At 59.5% G+C, this 23943-nt stretch carries 22 protein-coding genes; 14 read left to right on the top strand and 8 right to left on the bottom strand.

Going from position 1 to position 23943, the window contains the following annotated elements:
• The first annotated feature begins 26 nt into the window (after positions 1-26).
• The 3 genes from NIT7645_RS16590 (at position 27) to NIT7645_RS16580 (ending at position 5140) form a co-directional block, all read left to right on the top strand.
• A complete protein-coding gene (locus NIT7645_RS16590; protein WP_008561659.1) occupies positions 27-1205 on the top strand; it encodes an aminotransferase class I/II-fold pyridoxal phosphate-dependent enzyme in 1179 nt (392 codons plus the stop codon).
• A gap of 114 nt (positions 1206-1319) precedes the next feature.
• Positions 1320-4484, top strand: a complete 3165-nt coding sequence (locus NIT7645_RS16585; protein ID WP_008561574.1) for a DNA translocase FtsK 4TM domain-containing protein — start codon at positions 1320-1322, stop codon at positions 4482-4484.
• A 68-nt stretch (positions 4485-4552) separates the two neighbouring features.
• Complete coding sequence (locus NIT7645_RS16580; RefSeq protein WP_008558699.1) at positions 4553-5140, top strand: LolA family protein; 588 nt, start codon at positions 4553-4555, stop codon at positions 5138-5140.
• A 73-nt stretch (positions 5141-5213) separates the two neighbouring features.
• Here the strand turns inward: NIT7645_RS16580 and NIT7645_RS16575 are convergent, their stop codons facing one another.
• The 3 genes from NIT7645_RS16575 to NIT7645_RS16565 form a co-directional block, all read right to left on the bottom strand.
• The gene (locus NIT7645_RS16575) at positions 5214-5804 is read right to left on the bottom strand and encodes a transglycosylase SLT domain-containing protein (RefSeq protein ID WP_037302599.1); all 591 of its coding nucleotides are present in this window, start codon (positions 5802-5804) and stop codon (positions 5214-5216) included.
• A 156-nt stretch (positions 5805-5960) separates the two neighbouring features.
• Positions 5961-6749, bottom strand: coding sequence for an exodeoxyribonuclease III (locus tag NIT7645_RS16570; protein WP_008560997.1), 789 nt, complete (start codon positions 6747-6749; stop codon positions 5961-5963).
• 303 nt (positions 6750-7052) lie between these two features.
• Positions 7053-7739: a response regulator transcription factor gene (locus NIT7645_RS16565; RefSeq protein WP_008559188.1), complete on the bottom strand. Its 687-nt coding sequence runs from the start codon at positions 7737-7739 to the stop codon at positions 7053-7055.
• A 196-nt stretch (positions 7740-7935) separates the two neighbouring features.
• Between NIT7645_RS16565 and ribA the strand changes: the two genes are divergently transcribed.
• Entirely contained in the window at positions 7936-9024 is a 1089-nt protein-coding gene (ribA, locus tag NIT7645_RS16560) for a GTP cyclohydrolase II (RefSeq protein WP_037302600.1), read from the top strand.
• Positions 9024-9578 (top strand): L,D-transpeptidase family protein, encoded by a 555-nt coding sequence (locus tag NIT7645_RS16555; protein ID WP_242656128.1) that lies wholly within the window; start codon positions 9024-9026, stop codon positions 9576-9578. Before ribA ends, NIT7645_RS16555 begins: the two co-directional genes overlap by 1 nt.
• A gap of 38 nt (positions 9579-9616) precedes the next feature.
• On the opposite strand, the gene NIT7645_RS16550 is transcribed toward NIT7645_RS16555, so the two are convergent.
• Together NIT7645_RS16550 and NIT7645_RS16545 are read right to left on the bottom strand one after the other, a co-directional pair.
• Entirely contained in the window at positions 9617-10273 is a 657-nt protein-coding gene (locus tag NIT7645_RS16550; protein ID WP_008561243.1) for a YggS family pyridoxal phosphate-dependent enzyme, read from the bottom strand.
• Positions 10274-10381: 108 nt separating this feature from the next.
• Complete coding sequence (locus NIT7645_RS16545; protein ID WP_008562577.1) at positions 10382-11326, bottom strand: porin; 945 nt, start codon at positions 11324-11326, stop codon at positions 10382-10384.
• 281 nt (positions 11327-11607) lie between these two features.
• Here NIT7645_RS16545 and NIT7645_RS16540 point away from each other — a divergent pair, with 281 nt between their 5' ends.
• From NIT7645_RS16540 to NIT7645_RS16520, 5 genes are all read left to right on the top strand, one after another.
• Positions 11608-12096: a DUF3576 domain-containing protein gene (locus NIT7645_RS16540; protein ID WP_037302601.1), complete on the top strand. Its 489-nt coding sequence runs from the start codon at positions 11608-11610 to the stop codon at positions 12094-12096.
• A 107-nt stretch (positions 12097-12203) separates the two neighbouring features.
• Positions 12204-14765, top strand: a complete 2562-nt coding sequence (leuS, locus tag NIT7645_RS16535; RefSeq protein ID WP_008563196.1) for a leucine--tRNA ligase — start codon at positions 12204-12206, stop codon at positions 14763-14765.
• Positions 14752-15291 carry a lipoprotein gene (locus tag NIT7645_RS16530; RefSeq protein ID WP_037302602.1) on the top strand — a complete coding sequence of 180 codons (540 nt, stop codon included), beginning with the start codon at positions 14752-14754 and terminating at the stop codon, positions 15289-15291. Before leuS ends, NIT7645_RS16530 begins: the two co-directional genes overlap by 14 nt.
• Entirely contained in the window at positions 15288-16316 is a 1029-nt protein-coding gene (holA, locus tag NIT7645_RS16525; RefSeq protein WP_008562548.1) for a DNA polymerase III subunit delta, read from the top strand. The genes NIT7645_RS16530 and holA overlap by 4 nt, the downstream gene beginning before the upstream one ends.
• A gap of 108 nt (positions 16317-16424) precedes the next feature.
• Complete coding sequence (locus NIT7645_RS16520; RefSeq protein WP_008562739.1) at positions 16425-17015, top strand: glutathione S-transferase family protein; 591 nt, start codon at positions 16425-16427, stop codon at positions 17013-17015.
• On the opposite strand, the gene NIT7645_RS16515 is transcribed toward NIT7645_RS16520, so the two are convergent.
• Entirely contained in the window at positions 17008-18213 is a 1206-nt protein-coding gene (locus NIT7645_RS16515) for a TIGR03862 family flavoprotein (RefSeq protein WP_008560416.1), read from the bottom strand. The two genes, NIT7645_RS16520 and NIT7645_RS16515, sit on opposite strands and share 8 nt — an antisense overlap.
• 102 nt (positions 18214-18315) lie before the next feature.
• On the opposite strand from NIT7645_RS16515, the gene NIT7645_RS16510 reads away from it, so the two are divergent.
• The gene (locus tag NIT7645_RS16510) at positions 18316-18624 is read left to right on the top strand and encodes an HNH endonuclease family protein (protein WP_046211751.1); all 309 of its coding nucleotides are present in this window, start codon (positions 18316-18318) and stop codon (positions 18622-18624) included.
• A gap of 6 nt (positions 18625-18630) precedes the next feature.
• On the opposite strand, the gene NIT7645_RS16505 is transcribed toward NIT7645_RS16510, so the two are convergent.
• Both NIT7645_RS16505 and NIT7645_RS16500 read right to left on the bottom strand, forming a co-directional pair.
• Positions 18631-19251 (bottom strand): enoyl-CoA hydratase/isomerase family protein, encoded by a 621-nt coding sequence (locus tag NIT7645_RS16505; RefSeq protein ID WP_008559060.1) that lies wholly within the window; start codon positions 19249-19251, stop codon positions 18631-18633.
• A complete protein-coding gene (locus tag NIT7645_RS16500; protein WP_008559302.1) occupies positions 19248-19997 on the bottom strand; it encodes an SDR family oxidoreductase in 750 nt (249 codons plus the stop codon). The genes NIT7645_RS16505 and NIT7645_RS16500 overlap by 4 nt, the downstream gene beginning before the upstream one ends.
• Positions 19998-20132: 135 nt before the next feature.
• Between NIT7645_RS16500 and NIT7645_RS16495 the strand changes: the two genes are divergently transcribed.
• From NIT7645_RS16495 to NIT7645_RS16485, 3 genes are all read left to right on the top strand, one after another.
• Positions 20133-21656, top strand: a complete 1524-nt coding sequence (locus tag NIT7645_RS16495; protein WP_050687627.1) for a DUF2125 domain-containing protein — start codon at positions 20133-20135, stop codon at positions 21654-21656.
• Positions 21657-21779: 123 nt separating this feature from the next.
• Positions 21780-23126 carry a TldD/PmbA family protein gene (locus NIT7645_RS16490; RefSeq protein WP_008562623.1) on the top strand — a complete coding sequence of 449 codons (1347 nt, stop codon included), beginning with the start codon at positions 21780-21782 and terminating at the stop codon, positions 23124-23126.
• Complete coding sequence (locus tag NIT7645_RS16485; RefSeq protein ID WP_008561756.1) at positions 23113-23928, top strand: 3'(2'),5'-bisphosphate nucleotidase CysQ; 816 nt, start codon at positions 23113-23115, stop codon at positions 23926-23928. Before NIT7645_RS16490 ends, NIT7645_RS16485 begins: the two co-directional genes overlap by 14 nt.
• Positions 23929-23943 lie beyond the last annotated feature (15 nt).

Here is a 23943-nt window from a genome sequence, read left to right as displayed (position 1 = left end):
ACGATCCCGGACCTGAGGCCAGAAACATGAATTTTCCTGAGCGGTTTTCCAACCTGCCGCCTTATGCATTTCCGCGCCTGCGGGCACTGCTGGACCACCACACGCCCGGCGGCGATGTGGTGCATATGACTATTGGCGAACCCAAACATGACTTTCCGTCTTGGGTCACGGACGTCATCGTTGAAAACGCAGCAGGTTTCCAAAGTTACCCTCCAAATGAGGGGAGCGTAGACCTGCGGAATGCAATCGCGGATTGGGTCCAGCGCCGCTATGGCGTTGCAGTTGATCCGATGGCGCAGGTCATGGCGCTGAACGGCACCCGCGAAGGCCTGTACAACGCGGCCATGGCGCTCTGCCCTGAGCAGAAGAATGGTCAAAAACCCGTCGTTCTGATCCCGAACCCGTTCTATCAGGTCTACATGGTCGCCTCGATTTCAGTTGCGGCAGAACCCGTCTTTGTTCCCGCGACTGCAGAAACAGGCCATCTGCCCGATTATGCAAGCCTGCCAGAGGATGTTCTGAACCGAACCGCCGTGGCCTACATCTGCTCGCCTGCGAACCCGCAGGGCGCAGTTGCAAGCCGGGCGTATTGGGCCGAGCTGATCCGTCTGGCTGAGAAATACGATTTCCGCATCTTTGCTGACGAATGCTACTCTGAGATCTATCGCGACAGCGCCCCCGTGGGCGCGTTGACTGTCGCCCAAGAGCTTGGCGCTGATCCTGAGCGGGTCGTCCTGTTCAACTCATTGTCCAAGCGGTCCAATCTGGCCGGCCTGCGCTCTGGTCTGATTGTGTCAGGCCCCGAAACCATGAAGCGGGTTCACCAATTGCGGTCGTATTCGGGCGCGCCGCTCCCTGCCCCGCTGCAAGCTGCAGCTGCCCGTGTCTGGGCGGACGAAACCCATGTTGAGGAAAACCGCGCGCTCTACCGCGAAAAATACCTGATTGCAGACAAGGTGTTTGACGGACTTGATGGTTACATGGCGCCAGAAGCCGGTTTTTTCCTCTGGCTTCCCGTTCCAAACGGCGAAGAGGCCGCATTGAAACTGTGGACGGAAACGGGCGTGCGCGTTCTTCCCGGTGCTTATCTCGCGCAGGGGCAAGGCGCGGACAATCCCGGCCACGGCTACATCCGTGTCGCGCTGGTCGCACCGGCGGCGCAGACAGAGACAGCCCTGCAGAAACTGCGCAGCTGCCTCTACTAAAATTCCGCGTCGCGCCCTCTCCCGAGGGACCGGCGCCAAAAACGATAAGACCCATGGGAACGTACCTGCGGCAAACAGCAGGACCCCAGACGGACATAATGAAACGAGGTTGGCATGGCATTTCAGACGCGCAGTCGTGATCCCCTGTTGGACAGCACGATGCAGGCAGCCATAGAGAAACGCGGCAAGGAACTGATCGGCGCATTGCTGGTCGGTCTCGGCCTTTTGGTTGCCCTGATGATCGGAAGCTATTCAGCAGATGATCCTAACTGGATGGTCTCGACCGACGCACCGGTGCAGAACATTCTGGGACGCACCGGCGCCTCTGTTGCCTTTATTCTGATCACACTCTTTGGCAAGGCCAGCTGGGCCATCTCGCTGTTCCTGACCGTTTGGGGCGCGCGCTGTATCCTGCACAAAGGCGAAGACCGGTTCCTCTGGCCGCTTTTGCTGTCACTGCCTTGGCTCCTTTTGGTCTCGCTGCATTTTGAAACCCTTGTCCCGGCAGAGGGCTGGCGATCTGCTCATACCTTTGGGCTGGGTGGCATGATCGGCTACACCTTCCTTGGCATGTTGTTGGCCCTGCTGCCTGTCGGGCTGATTTTTCTGGTCAAGTTCCTGTCTCTGCTGACAGCGATTGGCATGCTCACCCTTGGGGCAACCGTTCTGGGCTTCACCCGTCCCGAAGTCATGCGTGGACTGCGGTTCGTCTTTGTCGGACTGGTGGTCATTTACGGCGCGATCGCCGGCCTTCTGGGGCGGGGTGCCGCAAGCGGTATGAAAGCCGCGCTGGACTATCGCAGTCGCCGCGCCGAACGTACCGCAGCGGCTGTTGCCATGACGGATGTCATGGACAACACCGACACGGACCCGCAGATGTTCGAGCCCGTTGATTATGATGATACCGCCTATGCCGCAGCTGCCGCGAGCGGCGCGCCCGCATTGGGGGGCGTACATGATCTCTCTGGCCGGGCAGAGCCGGGTTTTACCGCCCATAACACGGCAGAACCCACAGCGGCAAAAGAGAAAACCGGGCTGTTTGCGCGCGTTCCCAGCCTGATCCGCCGTGCGGATCCCGTCATGCCGGAACCGGAACTGGTGGAGCCTGTGCTTGCAGATACAGGCCTTCCGGACAATATCGACGACCTGCCGGGCGACGAACGGATCGCAGAAAAAATCGCCTCTGCCGTGCGCATCCGCCGTGCTGCAGATGTTCCTGTTGAGGACAGCTTCCCGTTGACGAAAGGCCGTGGCCAGCGGCCCGAGCCGTTGATCTTCAACCCCAACCACCCTGATGCCGGCCTGCCAGCTGAGCCGCCTCTGACAGCTGCGGGGAATGCCGCCTTTGTCTCAGCTGCGGATGAGATCGGAACCGCCACTGCCACTGCTGGTTTCCCCCCCGCGCCGTCGGTCCATATGGACATTCCCTCCGCTCCGGTTGATGCAGACGACGTGCCCCTTGGCTGGGATGAGCAGATTGCGCCAGATGCGCCGCAAGCGCCCGCACCTGCGACCTTTGTCGATCACGTTCCATCCGAGGACCTGCCCCAGCCCGCGCAGGTACTGCGGCGTGAACCACAGGTCTCCACTCCGGTCGAAGGACCTCTGGCTCCGACAGCAGAGGCACCAAGCACGCCCGTAGACATTCCGGTCGCAACCCCACGCAAGGCCGTTGTCGAACAGCCAGTCCGCAAACCCCAACAGCCATCGAGCCGGGCCAAGGCAGAGGCAGAACCGAAACTGGCGTTTGAAGACAGCCAGGCCGATTTCGAACTGCCGCCTCTGTCATTGCTCATGAACCCAGCCAGCATCGAGCGCCATCACCTCAGTGATGAGGCATTGGAAGAAAACGCACGGATGCTTGAATCGGTTCTGGATGACTATGGCGTCAAAGGTGACATCGTATCTGTCCGGCCAGGCCCAGTTGTCACCATGTATGAACTGGAGCCCGCTCCGGGCCTCAAGGCGAGCCGCGTCATTGGTCTCGCTGACGATATCGCGCGCTCCATGTCGGCGCTGTCCGCACGGGTATCGACCGTTCCCGGCCGCTCTGTGATTGGCATCGAACTGCCCAACGACAATCGGGAGAAAGTTGTTCTCCGCGAGATCCTGGGGAGCCGCGATTTCGGCGACGGCACACATGCCCTTCCTCTGGCGCTTGGCAAGGATATTGGCGGCGATTCCGTTGTCGCAAACCTTGCCAAAATGCCCCACCTGCTGATCGCAGGGACCACCGGCTCTGGTAAGTCTGTTGCGATCAACACGATGATCTTGTCGCTGCTCTACAAGCTGACCCCGGCAGAGTGCCGCCTGATCATGATCGACCCGAAGATGCTGGAGCTGTCGGTTTACGACGGCATTCCACACCTGCTGTCACCTGTTGTCACCGACCCCAAGAAGGCTGTTGTGGCCCTCAAGTGGGTGGTGGGTGAAATGGAAGACCGCTATCGCAAGATGTCCAAGATGGGCGTGCGCAACATCGCAGGCTTCAACAGCCGGGTAAAAGAAGCACTGGCCAAAGGCGAGATGTTCTCGCGCACTGTACAAACCGGTTTTGACGATGACACCGGTGAGCCCGTGTTCGAGACCGAAGAGTTCGCGCCCGAGGCGCTGCCCTATATCGTCGTGATCGTCGATGAAATGGCAGACCTGATGATGGTTGCAGGTAAAGAGATCGAAGCCTGCATCCAGCGTCTGGCGCAGATGGCGCGGGCCTCTGGTATTCACCTTATCATGGCCACCCAGCGTCCGTCCGTGGACGTCATCACCGGCACCATCAAGGCAAACTTCCCAACCCGGATTTCTTTCCAGGTGACCTCCAAGGTCGACAGCCGGACCATTCTTGGTGAAATGGGCGCAGAACAGCTGCTGGGCATGGGCGACATGCTTTATATGGCTGGCGGCGCAAAGATCACCCGCTGCCACGGTCCGTTTGTCTCTGATGAAGAAGTCGAAGAAGTGGTGAACCACCTCAAACAGTTCGGCCCGCCGGATTACATCGGCAATGTTCTTGAAGGCCCCGATGAAGACAAGGCAGACAACATCGATGCCGTTCTTGGCCTGTCCACAGGTGGAAACACAGATACCGAGGATGCGCTCTATGACACGGCGGTTCAGATCGTCATCAAGGACCGCAAATGCTCGACCTCCTACATCCAGCGAAAACTCGCCATCGGTTACAACAAAGCCGCACGTTTGGTTGAGCAGATGGAGGAAGAAGGGCTCGTTTCTCCGGCAAACCATGTCGGGAAAAGGGAAATTTTGGTCCCTGAGCAATAAATCACAAGGGCGGAGCCAGGCTGGCTTCGCCCTCTTCACATTTGGCAAAGCGCACTTATTTTGGACGTATGAAACAGATTGCCTGCGCGCTCGCGCTGACGCTTTGCTCTTCTGCTGCATGGGCGGCCGAAAAGCTCAGCCTTAATGAAGTCTCGCAATACTTGAACGGGATCACCACAGCTCAGGCCCCGTTCAGCCAGATCAATGACGACGGCAGCCTGTCGACGGGAAAGTTGTATATGCACCGCCCCGGCAAGATGCGGTTTGAATATGACGCTCCAAACAGCGGCGTTGTGATTGCTGGTGCAGGCGCAGTTGTGATCCAGGACCCCAAATCGAACCAGCCGCCCGAAACCTACCCGCTAAAGCGCACCCCGCTGTCGCTGATACTTGCCCGAACCGTCAAATTGGGTCAGGCGAACATGGTGGTAGGACATGACTTTGACGGCACTTCCACCATCGTGCGGGCCCAGGATCCAAAGAACCCGGAATACGGCAGTATCGAAATGATGTTCACCGATAGCCCCGTAGAGCTGCGGAAATGGGTGATCCATGACGGCTCGGGCGGCAAGACCACGGTCATCCTGGGCGGGCTGGAAACCGGCGTGACCCTGTCTTCCCGACTGTTCAACACCAGCGCCCCGCCATCCCGCTGATTGGTTTGCCTAGATCGAAACGCCCCCGCACTGTTACCGAACAGGCGGGGGTGTGTTTGTTTGTCTGTGGTGTTTAGCGGCGGGCCTGCCTGCAGGTTGCCAGCTGGGTCTGATACATGTTCGCCCGCGCCTGTACCTGCCCGGCAATCCGGATCAGCCATGGTTTGGAGCGATAGGTGCCACGTGCAAATCCCGTATGCCCATCGTGATAGGCCAGGTATTGGTTGCGGGCATCATAAAGCGACACGCCATTTCGTTCGCGGGTCTGGTTCATATACCAGCCCATGAAATCGGTGGCATCCTTGATGCGGTTCCGCTTGGCCCCGCGACGGCCCGCCGATTTCCGATAGTCGTCCCACGTCCCATCTAGCGCCTGACTGTAACCATAGGCGCTGGACTGGCGACCCAGAGGAATCACCCCCAAGGCAAAGCGATGTGGCGTGCGCGCATCAGACCGGAACCGGCTTTCCTGATAGATCGTGGCCATCTGCACATGCATCGGCACGCCCCACTTTCTCTCGGTCGCGCGGAAGGCTTTCAGGTATTCAGGGCGCTGTTTGATGATGCTGCACGCATTATCAAGATTTCGCGGCGGAGACCCGCTGCCACCACCGCAAGATGCCACGATCAACAGAAGGATCATGGCCCCAATGACTCTGCTCATTACTCTGCCTCTTTATAAACGTCTCGGGCTTCGTTGGCGGCAGTTTAGCCAATTGCCCGCTTCGTGAAAATCACATTTCCGCAGACCCGGCCGCATCGGTGCAACCGGGCCAAACGAAGGCGAAACAGGCGGCACAGGGCCACCTGTTTCAGTCTTCTAAAGATCAAATGTCGCAAAAACAGGGGCATGATCGCTGGGTTTTTCCCACCCGCGCGCGTCCCGCAGAACCCGGCTGGAATGTGCCGACGACTTGATGTCGGACGTCGCCCAGACATGATCGAGACGACGCCCCTTGTCAGCTGCATCCCAATCCTTGGCCCGGTAGCTCCACCAGCTGTACAGCCGCCCGTCAGGGATATCGTTGCGAGTGACGTCAGACCAACCACCGGCCTCCATCACATCGGTGAAATGCTCAACTTCGACCGGCGTATGGCTCACAACTTTCAGCAGCTTCTTGTGATCCCAGACATCGTCTTCACGCGGTGCAATGTTCAGATCCCCAACCAACACGGATTTCTCCGGGCGGTCCGCATGAAACCAATCCCGCATGTCGGTCAAATAGTCGAGCTTCTGACCGAACTTCTCATTCACCTCTCGGTCCGGGACATCACCGCCAGCGGGAACGTAGAAATTGTGGATGGTCACGCCATTTTCCAGCCGCCCCGCAACATGGCGGGCGTGGCCGAGACCTGCGAAATCCTTGTCGCCCACATCCTCAATCGGCAGGCGGGACAGGATCGCGACCCCGTTATAGCCCTTTTGCCCGCGGGCGATCATGTGGCGGTAGCCAAGAGCGGCGAACTGCTCCATCGGGATCTTGTCGACCGGGCTCTTGCATTCCTGCAGGCAGAGCACATCTGGCCCTTCTTCCTCCAGAAGTTTGACGACGATCGGTTCGCGCAGGCGAACTGAATTGATGTTCCATGTTGCAAGAGTAAAGGGCATCGCGGTTTCCTATGATCAGTTGGCCCAATATTGCCCAGCCACCCCGGAAAGCGCCAGACACCCAAAGGCGATCTGCAAAATAATGTTCCGCAGGCACGAGTTTTCTCGGGCAGGTCTCGCCGGTCCTGGTGGCCGACCCGACTGCTGCGAAACCCCGGCGAGACGCAAAGGCCACTTGACGCCCGCAGAAAAAAAGCCGGGCACAAAGGCCCGGCAGTCCAACAGGGAGGTGCATGTCATAACCCGGACATGCGCGGGAACTTTCGGAAGCGCCGTCTGCCAGATAGCGGAAGGCGCGTCCACTCAAATCGCGAGCTTGTATCCACCTGACTCGGTAACCAGGATACGTGCGTTCGACGGATCTGGTTCAATCTTTTGGCGCAGGCGGTAAATGTGGGTCTCGAGCGTGTGGGTCGTAACCCCAGCATTGTAGCCCCAGACTTCGTGCAAGAGCACATCCCGCTGCACCACACTTTCATTGGAGCGATAGAGGAATTTCAGAATGTTCGTCTCTTTCTCGGTAAGACGAATCTTGCGCTCATCTTCGGTTACCAACAGCTTCATCGACGGTTTGAAGGTGTAGGGCCCCAGCGCAAAAACCGCATCCTCGGATTGCTCGTGCTGACGCAGCTGGGCGCGGATACGGGCAAGGAGGACCGGGAATTTGAACGGTTTGGTCACATAGTCATTCGCACCTGCATCCAACCCCAAAATGGTATCGGCATCGCTGTCATGGCCGGTCAGCATCAGGATCGGTGCCTTGACCCCCTGCTTGCGCATCAAGCGGCACAGCTCGCGGCCATCGGTGTCTGGCAGGCCGACATCAAGAATGATCAGATCATAGAGCGCCTCTTTCGCACGCTCCATCGCGCCAGACCCATTCTCGGCTTCGAACACGTCAAAGTCTTCGGTCATGACCAACTGTTCGCTCAGCGCCTCGCGCAGATCTTCGTCATCATCGACAAGCAGAATTTTCTTCAGTTGGGCCATCGCCTTGTCCTCCTGTGCTGTTCACAACAGATGCGCAGTCCTGAGCCCAAGCACAAGATTTGCTGCAAGGGTTTCACGCCGACGTGTCTCTCAGACCGGATTTGTTTCACTTTCCTCCGCTTTCTGACTAGTAAATGGGTCGATGGGCCAGCCAGATGACATGGCCTGCCCCAAATGACACGATAGGATTCGCCGCATGAGTCTGATACCCTCCATGATTGACCTCCTTGCTCGCGCGCGGGTGGACCTGCGGATGGGGCTGCCGGTGGTTTTGACACAACCGGGCCGGGCCGTTCTGGCGCTCGCCGCCGAACAGCTTGATTCTGCGCGGCTGGCGGATCTGCGGGCACTCGGCCCTGTCGACCTCACCCTGACGGCGCGGCGGGCCGAAACCCTGAAGGCACGTGTCTATGACGGCGATATTGCGCGGATCATGATTCCCGCTGACGCAGATCTAGCGTGGGTACAGGCGGTGGCTGACCCTGCAGATGATCTAAACACACCAATGAAAGGCCCGTTGCAAAGCAACCGTGAAGGAGACGCAGACCTGCACCGCCTGGCGATTTCCCTTGCGAAGTCTGCGCATCTTCTGCCCGCAGCCCTGGTCTGCCCGCTGGATCACCCTGCCCAATTTGCACAAAGCCACGGGTTGACCGTATTGCCGCTGGCGGCGGTCGAACCCCTGATGGTTGAAAGTTCGCCCCTGCATCCGGTGGCTGCGGCCCGTCTTCCAATGGATGCGGCAGAGGCCGGACGCCTGCACATCTACCGCCCCGAAGACGGTGGAGAAGAGCATTATGCCATCGAAATTGGTCGCCCCGATCGCAACGCCCCCGTACTGGCCCGTCTGCATTCTGCGTGCTTTACCGGCGATGTACTCGGGTCATTGAAATGCGACTGCGGGCCTCAGCTGCGTGGTGCGCTCGCTCAGATGGGGGCTGAGGGCAACGGTGTTCTCCTGTACCTCAACCAGGAAGGGCGCGGTATTGGTCTTGCCAACAAGATGCGCGCCTATTCCCTGCAGGATCAGGGGTTTGATACGGTAGAGGCCAATCATCGTCTTGGTTTTGAAGACGATGAGCGCGACTTCCGGCTGGGCTCTGCCATTCTTAAGAAACTGGGATTTTCCTCTGTTCGATTGCTTACCAACAATCCCAACAAGATCAGGATGATGGAGAATACGGGCATCAAGGTAGCCGAACGGGTGCCGCTGAAAGTCGGCGAAACTGCCTTTAATCAGCACTATCTGGCGACAAAGGCCGCCAAGTCAGGACACATGCTGTAATGGCTGATCTTCTACGGGGCACACGCCCAGAAGACATGGTGCTGACCCCACGCGGGGTACGGTTTCAGGGGCGTACCCTGCCCTGTTCCATCGGCAAGGGCGGGCTCAGCAATCACAAAGTCGAAGGGGATGGAGCCACCCCTGTTGGATGTCACCGGATCGTCGGGATGCTGTATCGTCCAGACCGTCTCTCGCGACCGGCGCCATGGGCTGAGATGATCGGACCGCGTGATCTATGGTCGGATGACACAGACGATGCCGCATACAATCATCATGTCCGGGCCCCCTATACGAAGAGCCACGAAGCGCTGCGACGCGCTGATCCGCTTTACGACCTTGTGTTCATCACCGACTGGAACTGGCCGAAGGCAACACCTGGTCGTGGATCTGCAATCTTCATCCACCAATGGCGCCGCCCTCGATTTGGCACCGAGGGCTGCATCGCATTTTCCCGTAGCGACCTGTTGTGGCTCGCCCGCCGGATCACCATTGGCACAAGGCTGATCGTGCCACCGCTCGCAAGCAAAACAGTTGCTGGATCGTCAGGGCAATAGCGCCCCATAGGGCGACCTATTGCCTGCGAGCAGGGCTGTCAGATTTCGTAGGCACGCGCGCCGAAAATGGCGGACCCTACGCGTACATGGGTCGCCCCAAGTGCGACGGCCGATTCGAAATCGCCACTCATCCCCATCGAAAGCCCGGTCAGGCCATTGCGCTCTGCAATCTTGCGCAAAAGCGAGAAATGCAGGCTGGGCTCTTCTTCTGCGGGGGGAATGCACATCAGACCTTCGATCACCAGATCCATGTCGCGGCATTCCTTAACGAATGCATCCGCATCACGGGGGGCGATTCCGGCCTTTTGGGGTTCTTCGCCAGTGTTCACCTGAATGAACAGTTTAGGGCAATGCCCCAGCTCCTGCGCCAATCGGGCAATGGTTTTTGCCAGTTTCGGGCGATCCACAGTGTGAATGTTCTGAAACAGCTCCATCGCCTGGCGCGCCTTGTTGGTTTGCAGCGGACCAATCAGATGCAGATCCAACCCATCAAACCGCGTCGCAAAATCAGGCCATTTGCCCGCAGCTTCCTGAACCCGGTTTTCGCCAAAGCAGCGATGGCCCTCGTTCAATACCGACTCAACCCGCTCGTTGGGCTGGACCTTGGACACAGCGATCAGCTGCGTCGAGCCAACGGCGCGACCGGCCTTTTCCTCTGCGGTGTGGATGCGGGATTGAATGTCTTGAAGTGACATGACGGCCTCTCTGAAGTCTTGATCGCGCGCAGAGAAACACGGTTTTTGCACAAAAGAAAAGGGCGAGCTCCTATGAGCCCGCCCTCGAACCGTGTGGTTCAGATCAACTTAGAAGCTGAACTGAGCACCGAAGTCGGCACGCATCTGACCGTCGGCGTTGCCCGCTTTGGACTCGCCGATACCACCACGCAGGGAGACACCGCCGCCCAGGTCGTGGATCACGCCCAGACCAACGTTGCGGGTGTCTGCGTCGCCGGAGCCGTCGCCGTAAGCGAAGGTCAGGGTGGTTGCAGAGCTTACGTCGTACGCTGCGGAAACACCGTAGAAGGTGTCAGAAGCTGCAACGTTGCCGCCAATGGTTTCGTCACCAACCAGCAGGGTGCCGGAGAATGCGCCCCAGGAGCCGCCCAGCGACAGAACAACGATGTCGTCGTCTTCAGCTGCACCGTTGTCGGTCTCACCATATGCCAGAGCAGCGGTGATGTTGCCGAAGGTGTAAGCAGCGTGGATGTCGAAACGGTCGCCGTCGCCACCGTTCGGTGCTTGGTCGTAAGACGCTGCGACTGCGAAGTCACCAACTGCGTAACGTGCGTACACGCCGTTGGAACCTGCGCCACCGGAGGAGTAACCCAGGAAGCCGTAGTCAACACCGGAGTACTGACCGACGAAGTTTTCCAGACCCGGCTCGTTGCCGTAGTAGTTGGGCAGGTTGTCGATTGCGCCAGCAACGTTGCCTACGTCAACACGCAGACCGCCGTACTCAACGGAGAAACGCGCGCCGTTCAGGCCAGCTGCGTTTGCTTCGCCGGAAGCAGCATCTTCGTCAGCCTGCAGACGAACGCGAGCGGAGAATTTCACGCCTGCGTCGGTTTCTGCAGAACCGTCGATGTTCAGACGGAAACGGCTTACGATCACGGTGTCGGAGGTGCCGCCAACGGTGCGATCTTCAACGTAACCGATACCAAAGCGGCCGTAGCCACCGAACGAAACGTCTGCAGCTGCAACACCAGCGGTTGCGACCAGCGCAGTCGAAGCGAAGAGAATCTTTTTCATGTTTTTCCCTCGGGTTTAAATTTCCAAGCTCAAACAGGCGCTGAGTGGCACAAGTCTGAGTACGCAATCCGTTTCGCTCTTTTTGGGGTGGTTGCGCAAGCGTGGGAGGAGAGGCGCAAACCTTTCGAGGGTAAGTTGATGCATCGATGCCACAGTATCTTAACCCTTGCCGCATCAACGGCTTCGCACAGGGGGAGTCTATTAAAGAATAGGCTTGTTGCCGCCTGATCGCTTGTCTAGGACTAGTCCGCAACCGGTAATAGTAACGGATCTTGCCCATCATGCGCTGGCTTACGACTCTCGGACTTCTTTCGCTTGTGGCTGTAACAGCCAGCTGTGGTGCATTTGGCGGCAAGAGCCGCAAAGGCCCGTCTACCTACAGTGAAAACGTGATTGGCGGAAACCCTCGGGATCCGGACACATACAAGGGGACCACTATCTGGGACGCCTTCAAACCGACAAAGGCCGAGCAGATCGTTCAGGTGAATCGCTATCTTTGGACTGCGACGCTGGATGTGCTGGATTTCCTGCCGCTTCAAACGGTTGAACCCTACACCGGCGTTATCGTGACAGGCTATGGCACACCTCCGGGTGGTGGTCGGGCCTATCGCGCGACTGTTCACATCAAAGACCCGGCGCTGGATGCCCGCTCACTGAATGTCTCGCTGCAGACCCGGAATGGTCCCGTCAGCGCCAGTACCGCCCGCGCGATTGAGGATGCGATTCTCTCGCGGGCCCGCCAGTTGCGGATTGCCGATCGCAAGCTCTGACGCGAGGCGCCCCCCCCTTTTCTGCCCACTGGAACAGCTGGGCAAACATCACTATCACAAGCGCCAGGCCAAAAACCTGGCGTTTTTATCTACGAAGGACTGCTGTGATGCCCCGTTATGTTGCCCCGGAAATCGAAGCGCGTTGGCAGGACGCCTGGGAAAAAGCCGGGATTTTTCAGGCAAACCGCACAGACGACAAACCCAAATATTACGTGCTGGAAATGTTCCCCTATCCGTCCGGACGTATTCATATGGGACATGTGCGCAACTACACCATGGGTGACGTTGTCGCCCGCTACAAGCTGTCGACCGGCCACAACGTGCTGCATCCGATGGGATGGGACGCCTTCGGGATGCCCGCAGAAAACGCCGCGATGGCATCCGGGGGCCATCCTAAAGACTGGACCTACAAAAACATCGCGGACATGCGCGGTCAGATGAAGCCTCTGGGACTGTCGATCGACTGGAGCCGCGAATTTGCGACCTGTGATCCGGAATACTATGGTCAGCAGCAGGCCCTCTTCCTTGATTTCCTTGAAAAAGGCCTGGTTTACCGCAAGAACGCGGTGGTGAACTGGGACCCGGTCGATATGACCGTTCTGGCCAACGAACAGGTTGAAAACGGGCGCGGCTGGCGCTCGGGCGCGCTGGTGGAACGGCGTGAGCTGACCCAGTGGTTCTTCAAGATCTCCGACTATTCAGAAGAGCTTCTGGACGCGCTCGACAGCCTCGAGAACTGGCCTGCCAAGGTCCGCCTGATGCAGGAAAACTGGATCGGCAAGTCGCGCGGATTGCAGTTCTCCTTTGAACGCACCGATGGCGGCGAAGCGATTGAAGTCTACACCACACGGCCCGACACGCTGATGGGGGCGTCCTTTGTCGGCATTTCGCCCGACCACCCGATTGCCAAAGCGCTGGAGGCCGAATCGGACGAAGTCGCGGCATTTGTTGCCGAGTGCCGCAAGGGCGGCACCACAGAGGAAGCCATCGAGACCGCTGAAAAGCTGGGCTATGACACCGGCATCAAAGTGAAACACCCCCTCGATCCGAACTGGGAACTGCCTGTCTGGATCGCGAACTTCATTCTGATGGACTATGGCACTGGCGCGATCTTTGCGTGCCCGGCTCACGATCAGCGCGATTTCGAATTCGCCACCAAATACGACCTGCCGATCATCCCGGTGTTTGAAGATCCCAGCAGTGAAGGCGGCGATCTGAGCGAAGCCTACGTCCCGACAAAGGCCGAGAAAGTTCGCTACGTAAAAGGTTTCTCCGGAAACGGCGAACAAACCGGCGAAGAGGCCGTGAATGCGGCCGTCGACAAGGCGGAGGCTGACGGCTGGGGCGAAGGCGTAACCAAGTTCCGTCTGCGCGATTGGGGTCTGTCCCGTCAGCGCTATTGGGGATGCCCGATTCCCGTCGTCCATTGTGACAGCTGTGGCGTCGTTCCCGAAAAGAAAGAGAACCTGCCTGTCCGCCTGCCCGACGATGTCAGCTTTGACAAGCCCGGCAACCCGCTGGATCGTCACCCGACTTGGCGTGACTGCGACTGCCCGACCTGCGGCAAACCGGCCAAACGTGAAACCGACACGATGGATACATTCGTCGATTCGTCTTGGTACTTTGCCCGCTTCACCGCGCCGGATGCAGATACTCCGACCCGGATGGAGGACGCGGAATATTGGATGAATGTCGATCAGTACATCGGCGGTATCGAACACGCGATTCTTCACCTGCTCTATTCGCGCTTCTTTGCTCGTGCGATGCAGATCTGTGGCCACCTGCCTGAAAAGGCAAAAGAACCGTTCAACGCGCTCTTTACACAGGGCATGGTGACCCATGCGATCTACGAGAACGCAGAACGCAAGACCGAGAATGGGCGCCCGATCTACCACTACCCCGAAGAGGTGGAAGAACGGGATGGCGGCGTCTACGTCAAAGACACCGGCGAAGCGATCAAGGTGATTCCATCCGCCAAGATGTCGAAGTCGAAGAACAACGTTGTCGATCCGCTACAGATCATCTCGTCCTATGGTGCGGACACCGCGCGCTGGTTCGTGCTGTCCGATAGCCCGCCCGAGCGGGACGTGGAATGGACCGCCGCAGGTGCAGAAGCCGCGCACAAACACCTGAACCGTGTCTGGAACCTCTGCGACAAGATCGCCAGCATGGAGCCCGACGCGACAGGCAGCGGTGATGACGAGCTGCTGCGCGAAATGCACAAGGCGATCCGGGATGTAACCCTCAGCATCGAAACCTTCGGGTTCAATGCCGCGATCGCAAAGCTTTATGGCTTTACCAACACGCTGGCGAAATCCAAGGCGGGTACTGCGGCACAAAAGCAGGCCATCATGACGCTGGCACAGCTGATGTCACCCATGACCCCGCACCTGGCAGAGGACATCTGGCATCATCAAGGTGGCGCAGGTCTCTGCGCAACGGCGTCTTGGCCGGTGGCCGACGACACGATGCTGGTCGAAGACAGCGTAACCCTGCCCATCCAGATCAACGGCAAACGTCGTGGTGAAATCACCGTTGCCAAGGATCTCGACAAGGCGGAGGTTGAAAAACTCGCCCTCGCGCATGAAGCTGTGCAAAAGGCGCTGAATGGCGGCGCCCCGAAAAAGGTGATCGTTGTGCCGGGTCGTATTGTGAATGTCGTGGCTTAAACACGGATATCTCGCCGCTTTGGCCGCAACCTTTCTGGTTGCGGCCTGCGGGTTTACGCCGGTCTACGCGCCGGGCGGCACGGGCACGGCTCTTTATGGTGCCGTGACGGTTCAGGCCCCCGAAACGCTTGGGGCCAAGGACGATTCGGACGCCTATTTTCTCGTTCAAAACCTTGAGGAACGACTGGGGCGAACCGCAACAGGGGCCTATACGCTTGATCTGAACCTGCGCACCCGCAGCGAAGGTCAGGCGATCACCGCCGACAACGAAATCACCCGCTATTCCGTCGTCGGTTACGTGGATTACATTCTGACCCGTCAGGCCGACGGCATGATCGTTGCCAGCGGCAATGTGCAGAACTTCACGGGCTATTCGGCAACGGGCAGCACGGTGGAAACACTTGCTGGCGAACGCGACGCGCAGCGCAGACTGATGACGATTCTTGCTGATCAGATCACGATCGAACTGCTGACCACGGTCAATCTGGCCGAGGGCCGCCAATCAACGGAACAGGCCGGGGAATGAAACTGAGCCCGCGCGAGGCCGAGGGCTATTTTGCCCGCCCGGATTCGGGCAAGACCGGTATCCTGATTTATGGGTCCGATGCGATGCGCGTATCTCTCAAGCGTCAGCAGATGCTTGCGGCCCTGCTTGGCCCAACAGCCGAAGAGGAAATGCGCCTGACCCGGATGCCCGCCTCTGATCTGCGCAAGGATCCGGCCCAGTTGATGGATGCGGTCAAGGCCGTTGGATTTTTCCCAGGTATCCGGGCGGTCTTTGTCGAGGACGCCAACGACACCGCGACGCCAGCGATCATCTCGGCTCTTGAGGCCTGGCAGCCGGGAGACGCGCAGATTGTCGTGACGGCCGGCCAGCTCAAGGCGACATCCAAACTGCGAAAAGCCTTCGAAGGGCACGGCAATGCCTATGCCACCGGCATCTATGACGACCCACCCTCGCGCAGCGAAATCGAACGTATTCTGAGCGAAGCGCAGATTCGCGATGTGCCCGGGGACAGCATGTCCGCACTGGTCGACATCGCCAACGATATTGGCCCCGGCGATTTTTCCCGCATGGTGGAAAAACTCGCGTTGTACAAATACGAAGACAGCTCTCCCCTGACGCTCGACGACATTCAGGCCGTCGCGCCGCAATCCACCGAAGCTGCGCTGGATGACATGCTCAATATCGTGGCCGAGGGGCGCGGAGCGGAAATCGGACCATTGATGGGCCGACTGCAAGCCCAGGGCACCAACGCGGTTACGCTCTGTATCGGGGCAACCCGGCATTTCCGCACCCTTTACACCATCGCATCAGACCCCGGTGGCCCCGCACAGGGCATCGGACGGCTTCGGCCTCCCGCCTACGGGAAACGGCGCGACCGCCTGTTGCGCCAGGCGCAAAGCTGGGGCGCCTTCAAACTGGAAACTGCGTTGACGCTGCTTACCGACACGGATCTGCAGCTGCGGTCTGCCGGGCAGACGGCGCCGGCCCTGGCCTTGATGGAGCGCGCGCTTATTCAGCTGGCCCGCCTCAGCCGAGTGAACTGAGCCGACGACTTCGACGCTGCGTCGCCTTCACAGCCGGGTGAGGCTGGCTTGACCTGCGCCCTGCAAACCGCTTCCTTTCGCGTAAGAGAGTTAGGGAGATTGGACGTTATGTACACCGTCATCGGCAAGCAGCTTACCCGTTGCTATCGTGTTCTTTGGGCGCTGGAAGAGTTGGGGCAGGAGTATGATCTGAACCCCGCCCTACCGCAGAGCCCGGATGTCCTTGCGCTCAATCCGTCGGGTAAGGTGCCGATCCTGGTCGAAGACGGCGAGGCGATCACGGATTCGACTGCGATCATCACCTATCTCGCTGACAAGCACGGACAGTTAACCGCCCGAGCTGGTACGCTTGCACGGGCGAAACAGGACGCCGTGACGCATATGTTGCTTGATGAACTGGACGCCGTGCTTTGGACGGCTGCACGCCACAGCTTCATCTTGCCAGAGGACAAACGCGTTCCTGAGCTGAAAGACAGTCTGAAATGGGAATTTGCCCGCAGCCTGAACCGGCTCGAAGCGCGCATGCAGGGCCCCTACCTGATGGGGGAAGACTTCACCATCGCAGACATCATCTGCACGCACTGCCTAAACTGGGCATACTCTGCGAAATTTCCGCTCGAAAACAAGGCGCTGCTTGAATACAGCAAGCGGATGCGCAGTCGGCCCGCGTTTCAGAAGGTCGCGGCCTCGGTCAAGTAAGATCGCGCAGATATGCAATTGCGCCCTGCCCGGCCCAGCGACCTGTGGCCAGGCAGGCGGTAAGCAGATACCCACCCGTCGGGGCCTCCCAGTCCAGCATTTCACCAGCGCAGAACACGCCGGGAAGCGCACGCAGCATCAGCTGGTCATCCAAGGCCTCAACAGTCACCCCACCCGCAGTTGAAATCGCCTCATCCATCGGCCGCAGTCCGGCGTGTTGAACAGGGATCGATTTCAATACACCGGCAAGCGCCTCAGGATCAGTGGGCAGCGGGCGGCAAAACTCCTGCAGCAGAGCAAGCCGCGGTGGACTAAGCTTCAGCACTTTTCGCATATGGCTGGACCAGCTGGCCTTGCCGCGCGGGCGCGCCAGCCTTTGGGCGATTTCTTTCGCGCTCAGATCCGGCAGCAAATCTATCGTCAGCGGCGCCCCCTCGCGCACTGCCGCGCAGACAGTGTAAACACCACCCCCTTCAAGACCGCGATCCGAAATCACGGCCTCTCCCCGGCTCACCAGATCACCCGCCATGAGGGCGATCCCCTTGAGCGGGGCACCAAAATGGGACGCCATATAGGCAGACCAGTCCACCAAGAGACCAACATTTGCCGGTTTGAAAGGTGCCAGCGGCACGGCCTTGCGCATCAGGACATCGGCCCAGGCCCCATCTGGCCCCAAGCGCGACCAGCTCGCGCCGCCCATTGCCAGAACCGTGCAGCGGGCATCAACGCGTTGCGGGCCCTCCACGGTGTCAAACAAAAGCGCGTCGCCGTCCCAGCCCTGCCAACGCCATCGGGTTCGGCGCTCTACCCCATAGCTGTCGAGCCGGGACAGCCAGGCCCGCAATAGGGGTGACGCCTTCATTTCGACAGGAAACACCCGCCCGGTTGAGCCGGAAAACAGCGTCACGCCCAATCCACGGGCCCAGTCCTGCACCTCCTGCGCGCTGCAATGCGCCAGCATGGGTGCAAGCCAGGCAGCCTTGTCGCCATAGTTTGCCTGCAACTGCTCGCGGGGTTCGTCCTTGGTCAGGTTCAGCCCCGACTTGCCTGCCATCAGGAACTTTCGGGCGACCGACGGTTTGGCGTCGGCAATCAGAACACGATAGCCGGCCGCGCCCAGCGTTTCGGCCGCACGCAAACCTGCGGGTCCGGCCCCCACGACCACAGCGTCCCAGATCTCTGCCTGCTGTTTCGCCACTCTCTCATGCCTCTAATTACGGATTGCCGCCTCACCGCTTGTCATCAGCCGTGCGCGCTGCATCTTTGCATCATCGCCCAGCCATACCCAGAGAGCCTGCAAATGTCACCGCCTGCCGAAACGCCGCCGATCTGCCCCTTGTGCGGGCGCCCGATCCCTGCGGATGTTGACCAGAGCCTGCACCACCTGATCCCAAAGCTGAAAGGCGGCAAGGGTGGCCCCACGGTGCTGCTGCATCACATCTGCCACAAGGAAATCCATGCAACGCTGAGCGAAGCTGAGCTGGCACGTAGTTACAACACGGTTGCTGCCTTGCGGACCCATCCGCGTCTCGCCAAATTCATTGCGTGGATCCAAAAGCGACCGCCCGCATTCCGGTCACGTGTGACGGGCGGGCGGCGCAAAAGGTAAGCCGGGTCAAAGCTCGCGGGTGCAGTCCGCAAGAATGGCTGCCGCTGTTGCCGCATCCGCGGCAAGCGCATCGGCCATCAGCTCCCGAGCGGTGTCCAGCAGTTCCTCCGGCGGGACGATGCGGTCCACTAGACCGAACGCAAAGGCGTCCTCTGCGGGTATTTTCTGCCCAGCGGCAAGGATCAGCTTGGTACGGGCCGGACCAATCAAAGCTGTCATTCGCCGTGCATCTGACGGTTGCGGGCGATAGCCAAGCTTCATCACTGGATAAAACACCTTGGCCGTCGGCACTGCAATTCGCAGATCACAGGCAAGGGCCATGCCGTTTGCCCCACCGGCCAGCGTGCCATTGAGCGCCGCAATCGTGAGGCAGGGCAAATCCGCGATCGCGCCTGACAGGCGCTCCCACAGGGGAGAGGTGGCAAGCCCTGCCCGCGCAGCATCAAGGTCGGCGCCGGCGCTGAACACCTTGCCCGCCCCTGTCAGGATCAGGCCGCGCGCGACATGAGCCTGCCCAGCGATATCACAGAGCTCTTCCAGCATCTGTGCCGTAAGAGCATTTGCCTTTTCGGGACGGTTCAACGTAACCGTCCAAAGTCCATTCTCCGCGATATCCAGCTGGATCATATCAGACCGACCCGTTTGCGGATGGCCTCTTCGCGCAGTGAAATCTCTTCGCCCAGAAACTCATCCGCATCCGTGCCGCACATCCATAGCAACGCACGGGCGGGCCATTCGGCCGGAATATGGACAGACCAATCAAGCTGGCTGACAGGGTTGACGCCGCTTGCCTTGATCACGCGCTGCATTTCGGTAGCAACTGTTCCCGGCGACAGCCCCATGGCGCGAATGCCGTTTTCCGCCTCTTCCAGATGCAGGCTGCGGGTCAGCATCGCCGCCCCAGCCTTGGATGTGCAATAGCCGCTCCATCCCTCGACAGGGTTATGTGCGGCCCCAGAACTAACGGTGAGGATGGTTCCCTTACCCGCTGCCTTCATGACGGGAAGCGCTGCACGCATGCCGTAGAAAACGCCTTTGACGTTGATATCAATCAGCTTGCCCCAATCATCGGGCTCTGCGGCCTCCAGCCGGGCAATCGGATCCACGACGCCAGCGTTGTTGATCAGGACATCCAGGGAACCGAAATGCGCATGGGTCTTTTCAATTGCGTCGGCCACAGCAGCATAGTCGGACACATCACAGGCAAAGGTCAGCACATTTTCGCCGATCTCTTCTGCCAGCGCTGTCAGGCTGTCTTTGCTCCTTGCCAGCAAGGCCAGATTGGCGCCCTCGGCTGCAAAAACACGGGCAGCATCGGCCCCGATACCTCGGCTGGCGCCGGTGATCACAACTGTCTTGCCCTTGATGTCCATCTGATAAATCTCCAAATCCCTGTTTTGAAATGTGGTAGACTGCTTACGGGGAACGGTCCAGAGCGATGCCCCCTTGTTTCGGCTGTCCGACCTGCCAATGTTGGCGCAAATTTTTTGACCATGAAAGGTATTCTCATGTCCGTTTCATTCGCACGCAGCTGCGGCGCAGCGATTGTCCTGAGCCTGTCCGCGCAGGCCGCACTGGCCGATGTGTCTGCACAGGACGTCTGGTCGGACTGGAAGTCCTACATGACGACCACGGGCTATAAGGTCACGGGGACAGAAGCCAAGTCAGGCAATACGCTGACAGTCTCCGATCTGCTTCTGGAAATGCCGGTGATGGACGCTGAGGCAAGCGGTTCCATCGCAATGCCGAACATTCAGTTCGTCGAAAACGGCGACGGAACCGTAAACATTCTCCTGCCAAAGGAAATGCCGCTGCAGTTCAAGATGGATGGCCCCGACGGCGCGGTCGAAGGCACCTTCATCTACTCCCATGACGGCAGCCCGATGCTGGTCTCCGGTGATACGGATGAAATGACCTATGACTATGCCACTGCCCTTATGGGGTTCTCCCTTTCTGGTCTGAGCGTCCCGGGAGAGGACATTCCGGCAGAGGCTGTAAAATTCAAAGCGACGCTGACCGATGTGGTCACAAAGACGGTAATGACAAAAACCGATCTGCGTAGCTACGAGCAGACCCTGACCAGCGCGTCACTGGACTATGACTTTGGCGTCACAGACCCCGAAGGCAAGGGTGAGGGCAGCTTCAAAGGGGCTTTGCAGGGACTGACGTTCAACGGCACGACATCCATTCCTGACGGAACGGAAAGCGCCGACATGGCCGCACTTTTGCGCAATGGTCTGAGCGCCTCGGGTCGTTTCGACTTTGCCGGCGGCAACAGCGCAATCTCCGGCCGCGAGCGTCGCGACAGTTTTGCAATGGAAAGCGCGTCGCAAGGGGGTTCGATCTCCTTTGACATGAGCGACGCAGGCCTCACCTATGATGTGCGTCAGAACCAGACCGAGCTGAACATCAGCGGGTCGGACATTCCGTTCCCCCTGGCCCTTTCCATGGCCGAGACCGGGTTTAAGCTCATGGTGCCTGTGACCAAATCGGACGAAGAGCAGGACTTTGGCCTGGCAGTGTTCCTTCGCGACTTCGACGTCCCCGAGGTGCTCTGGGGTATGGTTGACCCGACCGGCGCACTGCCTCACGATCCGGCAACCATCGCGATTGATCTGGCAGGCAAGGCCAAGCTGGCGTTTGACATGTTTGACCCGGCCTCGATGGAAGCAATCGACAACGGTGAGCTGGCTCCGGGTGAGCTGAATGCCCTTTCGGTCAATGCGCTCGAAGTCTCTGTGGCAGGCGCCGAACTGACTGGAACCGGCGACTTTACCTTCAACAACGATGATCTGGAAACCTACGATGGCATGCCCGCACCTTCTGGTGAGGCCAATCTCAAACTTGTCGGCGCCAACACCCTGCTCGACACCCTGATCAGCATGGGGCTGGTGTCTGACAGCGACGCAATGGGCGCCCGCATGATGATGGGTCTGCTGGCTGTACCGGGCGACGGCGAAGATACTCTGACCTCCAAGATCGAACTGACCGAGGATGGCCAGATCAAAGCAAACGGCCAGCGCATCAAGTAATCGCATTTCCTGCGTCAATCTCTCAAAGGGGCTGCATTTTGCGGCCCCTTTTTTCGTCTGCGCCCTTGCGACGGCTGGCGGGTCTGTCTAGCTCTAGGTGCAACCAAACCGATGTAGGTGCACATGACACAGACCCCAGAAAGCCTCTGCCAAGCCCTGATTGACGCCGCTCGCAAAGCGGGCGCTGACGCTGCCGATGCAATGGCCGCTGAAGGCAGCTCTCTGTCTATCGAGGTCCGTCAGGGTGCACTGGAACACGCCGAACGCTCTGAAGGTATCGATCTCGGGCTGCGGGTCTTCATCGGGCAGCGCCAAGCCACAGTATCGGCTTCGGACACCCGCGCCGAAACCATCGAGGCAATGGCCGAACGCGCGGTCGCTATGGCAAAGGAAGCCCCCGAAGATCCATATGCCGGGCTGGCAGCTGCAGAACAGCTCGCGACGGACTGGGATCTGGACGCGCTGGAACTTTTCGATCCGGCAGAGGAACCGGCCCCCGCGATGCTGCAGGCCGATGCACTCGCGGCTGAGGCAGCAGGTCTGGCCATTGAAGGCGTCACACAGGTCCAATCCGCTGCGGCTGGATACGGCAGTCACGCCGTTCACCTCGCTGCGACCAACGGCTTTTCCGGGGGCTACAAACGTTCCAGCCGTTCGATTTCCTGTACTGCGATCGCTGGCACAGGAACAGGGATGGAGCGGGACTATGACGGGGATTCGCGGACATTTCAGTCCGATCTGCGCAGCGCCGCAGACATCGGCCAGCAGGCAGGCGAACGCGCTATTGCCCGCCTGAACGCACGCCGTCCCAAGACAGGCAGCTACCCTGTCCTGTTTGACGAACGGGTCTCCTCGTCACTCATTGGCCATCTGTTGGCTGCAGTGAACGGTGGCTCTATCGCGCGGGGATCTTCCTGGCTGAAGGACGCAATGGGAGAGCAGATCCTGCCCGATACACTCAGCGTGCTCGAAGATCCCTACCGCCCTCGGATGGCTGGCTCGCGTCCGTTTGACGGTGAAGGTCTGCCAACCCAAAGGCGTGCCATCATCAAGGACGGTATTCTCACTGGCTGGACACTCGATCTTGCCTCAGCGCGCAAACTGGGGCTCAGCAGCACGGGCAACGCGGCACGCGGCATTGGGTCTGTCCCCTCGCCGTCGCAGTGGAATATCGCCCTGACCCAGGGACACCAGTCGCGCGAACAACTGTTGGCCGATATGGGCACTGGTCTTTTGGTGACATCCATGATCGGATCCACCATCAATCCCAACACCGGCGACTATTCCCGCGGGGCGGCTGGCTTCTGGGTGGAGAACGGAGAGATTGCCTACCCGGTCAATGAATGCACCATCGCAGGCAACCTGCGCGACATGTTGCGCAGCATCGTGCCCGCCAATGACGCCCGCAGCCACCTGTCGCGGGTTGTTCCATCACTGCTGGTCGAGGGGATGACACTTGCCGGCAACTGACCCGGAGACAGATCTTGCGCTTCTGATCAGGGCGGCGGAAATCGCCGGAGATACCGCAAGCCGGTATTCCGGGCCTGATGCACGCAAATGGGACAAACCCGATGGTGCGGGCCCCGTGACAGAGGCAGATCTGGCAGTCAACGCAGCACTGGCGGATCTGCTACCTGCGGCACGGCCCGACTACGGTTGGCTGTCCGAGGAAACGGAAGACAACACAGACCGGCTCTCGCATGAGCGGCTGTTTATCATCGACCCGATTGATGGCACCCGCAGCTTTGCCGAAGGTTCGCGCACCTGGGCCCACGCCTTGGCTGTTGCCGATCGCGGTCGCATTACGGCAGCGGTCATTTATCTGCCCCAGCGCGAGCTGATGTATACCGCCGCTGTCGGCGAAGGCGCCAAATGTAACGGCACCGCAATTACCATCTCACCCCGGGTGGATCTCGAAAACGCAGAGATCCTGGCAGCCCGCCCGATGCAGGATCCTGTTCACTGGCTGGACGGCAATGTCCCCCCTTTCCGCCGCAGCCACCGACCTTCGCTGGCGTATCGCATGGCGCGGGTTGCCGATGCGCGCTTTGACGGGATGTTGACGCTGCGCCCCAGCTGGGAATGGGACATCGCAGCCGGAGATCTGATCCTGCGCGAAGCGGGGGGGCGCTGCAGCGACCGATTTGGCCGCGACTTGCGGTTCAACAATCCTCATCCTACGCTTAACGGGGTAGTGGCGGCCGCGCCGTCTCTGCACCGTCAACTGATTGCCGCGCTCGACCCCAAGAGCCCGGGCCTGCGCCCGCTTTGACAGCGGCGCGTTTGC

Source organism: Phaeobacter italicus (genome assembly GCF_001258055.1).
Lineage (GTDB): Bacteria > Pseudomonadota > Alphaproteobacteria > Rhodobacterales > Rhodobacteraceae > Phaeobacter > Phaeobacter italicus.
The sequence above is the reverse complement of the archived record's forward strand: the minus strand, read 5'-3'. Positions and strand labels throughout refer to the sequence as shown.

Excerpts from the sequence above, each read along its gene's own strand:
- NIT7645_RS16550 (WP_008561243.1), bottom strand. The coding sequence starts at position 10,273 with ATGTCACTTCAAGACATTCAATCCCGCATCCACACCGCAGAGGAAAAG.
- leuS (WP_008563196.1), top strand. The coding sequence starts at position 12,204 with ATGCCCCGTTATGTTGCCCCGGAAATCGAAGCGCGTTGGCAGGACGCC.
- NIT7645_RS16555 (WP_242656128.1), top strand. The coding sequence starts at position 9,024 with ATGGCTGATCTTCTACGGGGCACACGCCCAGAAGACATGGTGCTGACC.
- NIT7645_RS16505 (WP_008559060.1), bottom strand. The coding sequence starts at position 19,251 with ATGATCCAGCTGGATATCGCGGAGAATGGACTTTGGACGGTTACGTTG.
- NIT7645_RS16580 (WP_008558699.1), top strand. The coding sequence starts at position 4,553 with ATGAAACAGATTGCCTGCGCGCTCGCGCTGACGCTTTGCTCTTCTGCT.
- NIT7645_RS16510 (WP_046211751.1), top strand. The coding sequence starts at position 18,316 with ATGTCACCGCCTGCCGAAACGCCGCCGATCTGCCCCTTGTGCGGGCGC.
- ribA (WP_037302600.1), top strand. The coding sequence starts at position 7,936 with ATGAGTCTGATACCCTCCATGATTGACCTCCTTGCTCGCGCGCGGGTG.
- NIT7645_RS16530 (WP_037302602.1), top strand. The coding sequence starts at position 14,752 with ATGTCGTGGCTTAAACACGGATATCTCGCCGCTTTGGCCGCAACCTTT.
- NIT7645_RS16590 (WP_008561659.1), top strand. The coding sequence starts at position 27 with ATGAATTTTCCTGAGCGGTTTTCCAACCTGCCGCCTTATGCATTTCCG.
- holA (WP_008562548.1), top strand. The coding sequence starts at position 15,288 with ATGAAACTGAGCCCGCGCGAGGCCGAGGGCTATTTTGCCCGCCCGGAT.
- NIT7645_RS16545 (WP_008562577.1), bottom strand. The coding sequence starts at position 11,326 with ATGAAAAAGATTCTCTTCGCTTCGACTGCGCTGGTCGCAACCGCTGGT.
- NIT7645_RS16500 (WP_008559302.1), bottom strand. The coding sequence starts at position 19,997 with ATGGACATCAAGGGCAAGACAGTTGTGATCACCGGCGCCAGCCGAGGT.
- NIT7645_RS16540 (WP_037302601.1), top strand. The coding sequence starts at position 11,608 with ATGCGCTGGCTTACGACTCTCGGACTTCTTTCGCTTGTGGCTGTAACA.
- NIT7645_RS16575 (WP_037302599.1), bottom strand. The coding sequence starts at position 5,804 with ATGAGCAGAGTCATTGGGGCCATGATCCTTCTGTTGATCGTGGCATCT.
- NIT7645_RS16490 (WP_008562623.1), top strand. The coding sequence starts at position 21,780 with ATGACACAGACCCCAGAAAGCCTCTGCCAAGCCCTGATTGACGCCGCT.
- NIT7645_RS16520 (WP_008562739.1), top strand. The coding sequence starts at position 16,425 with ATGTACACCGTCATCGGCAAGCAGCTTACCCGTTGCTATCGTGTTCTT.
- NIT7645_RS16495 (WP_050687627.1), top strand. The coding sequence starts at position 20,133 with ATGTCCGTTTCATTCGCACGCAGCTGCGGCGCAGCGATTGTCCTGAGC.
- NIT7645_RS16585 (WP_008561574.1), top strand. The coding sequence starts at position 1,320 with ATGGCATTTCAGACGCGCAGTCGTGATCCCCTGTTGGACAGCACGATG.
- NIT7645_RS16570 (WP_008560997.1), bottom strand. The coding sequence starts at position 6,749 with ATGCCCTTTACTCTTGCAACATGGAACATCAATTCAGTTCGCCTGCGC.
- NIT7645_RS16565 (WP_008559188.1), bottom strand. The coding sequence starts at position 7,739 with ATGGCCCAACTGAAGAAAATTCTGCTTGTCGATGATGACGAAGATCTG.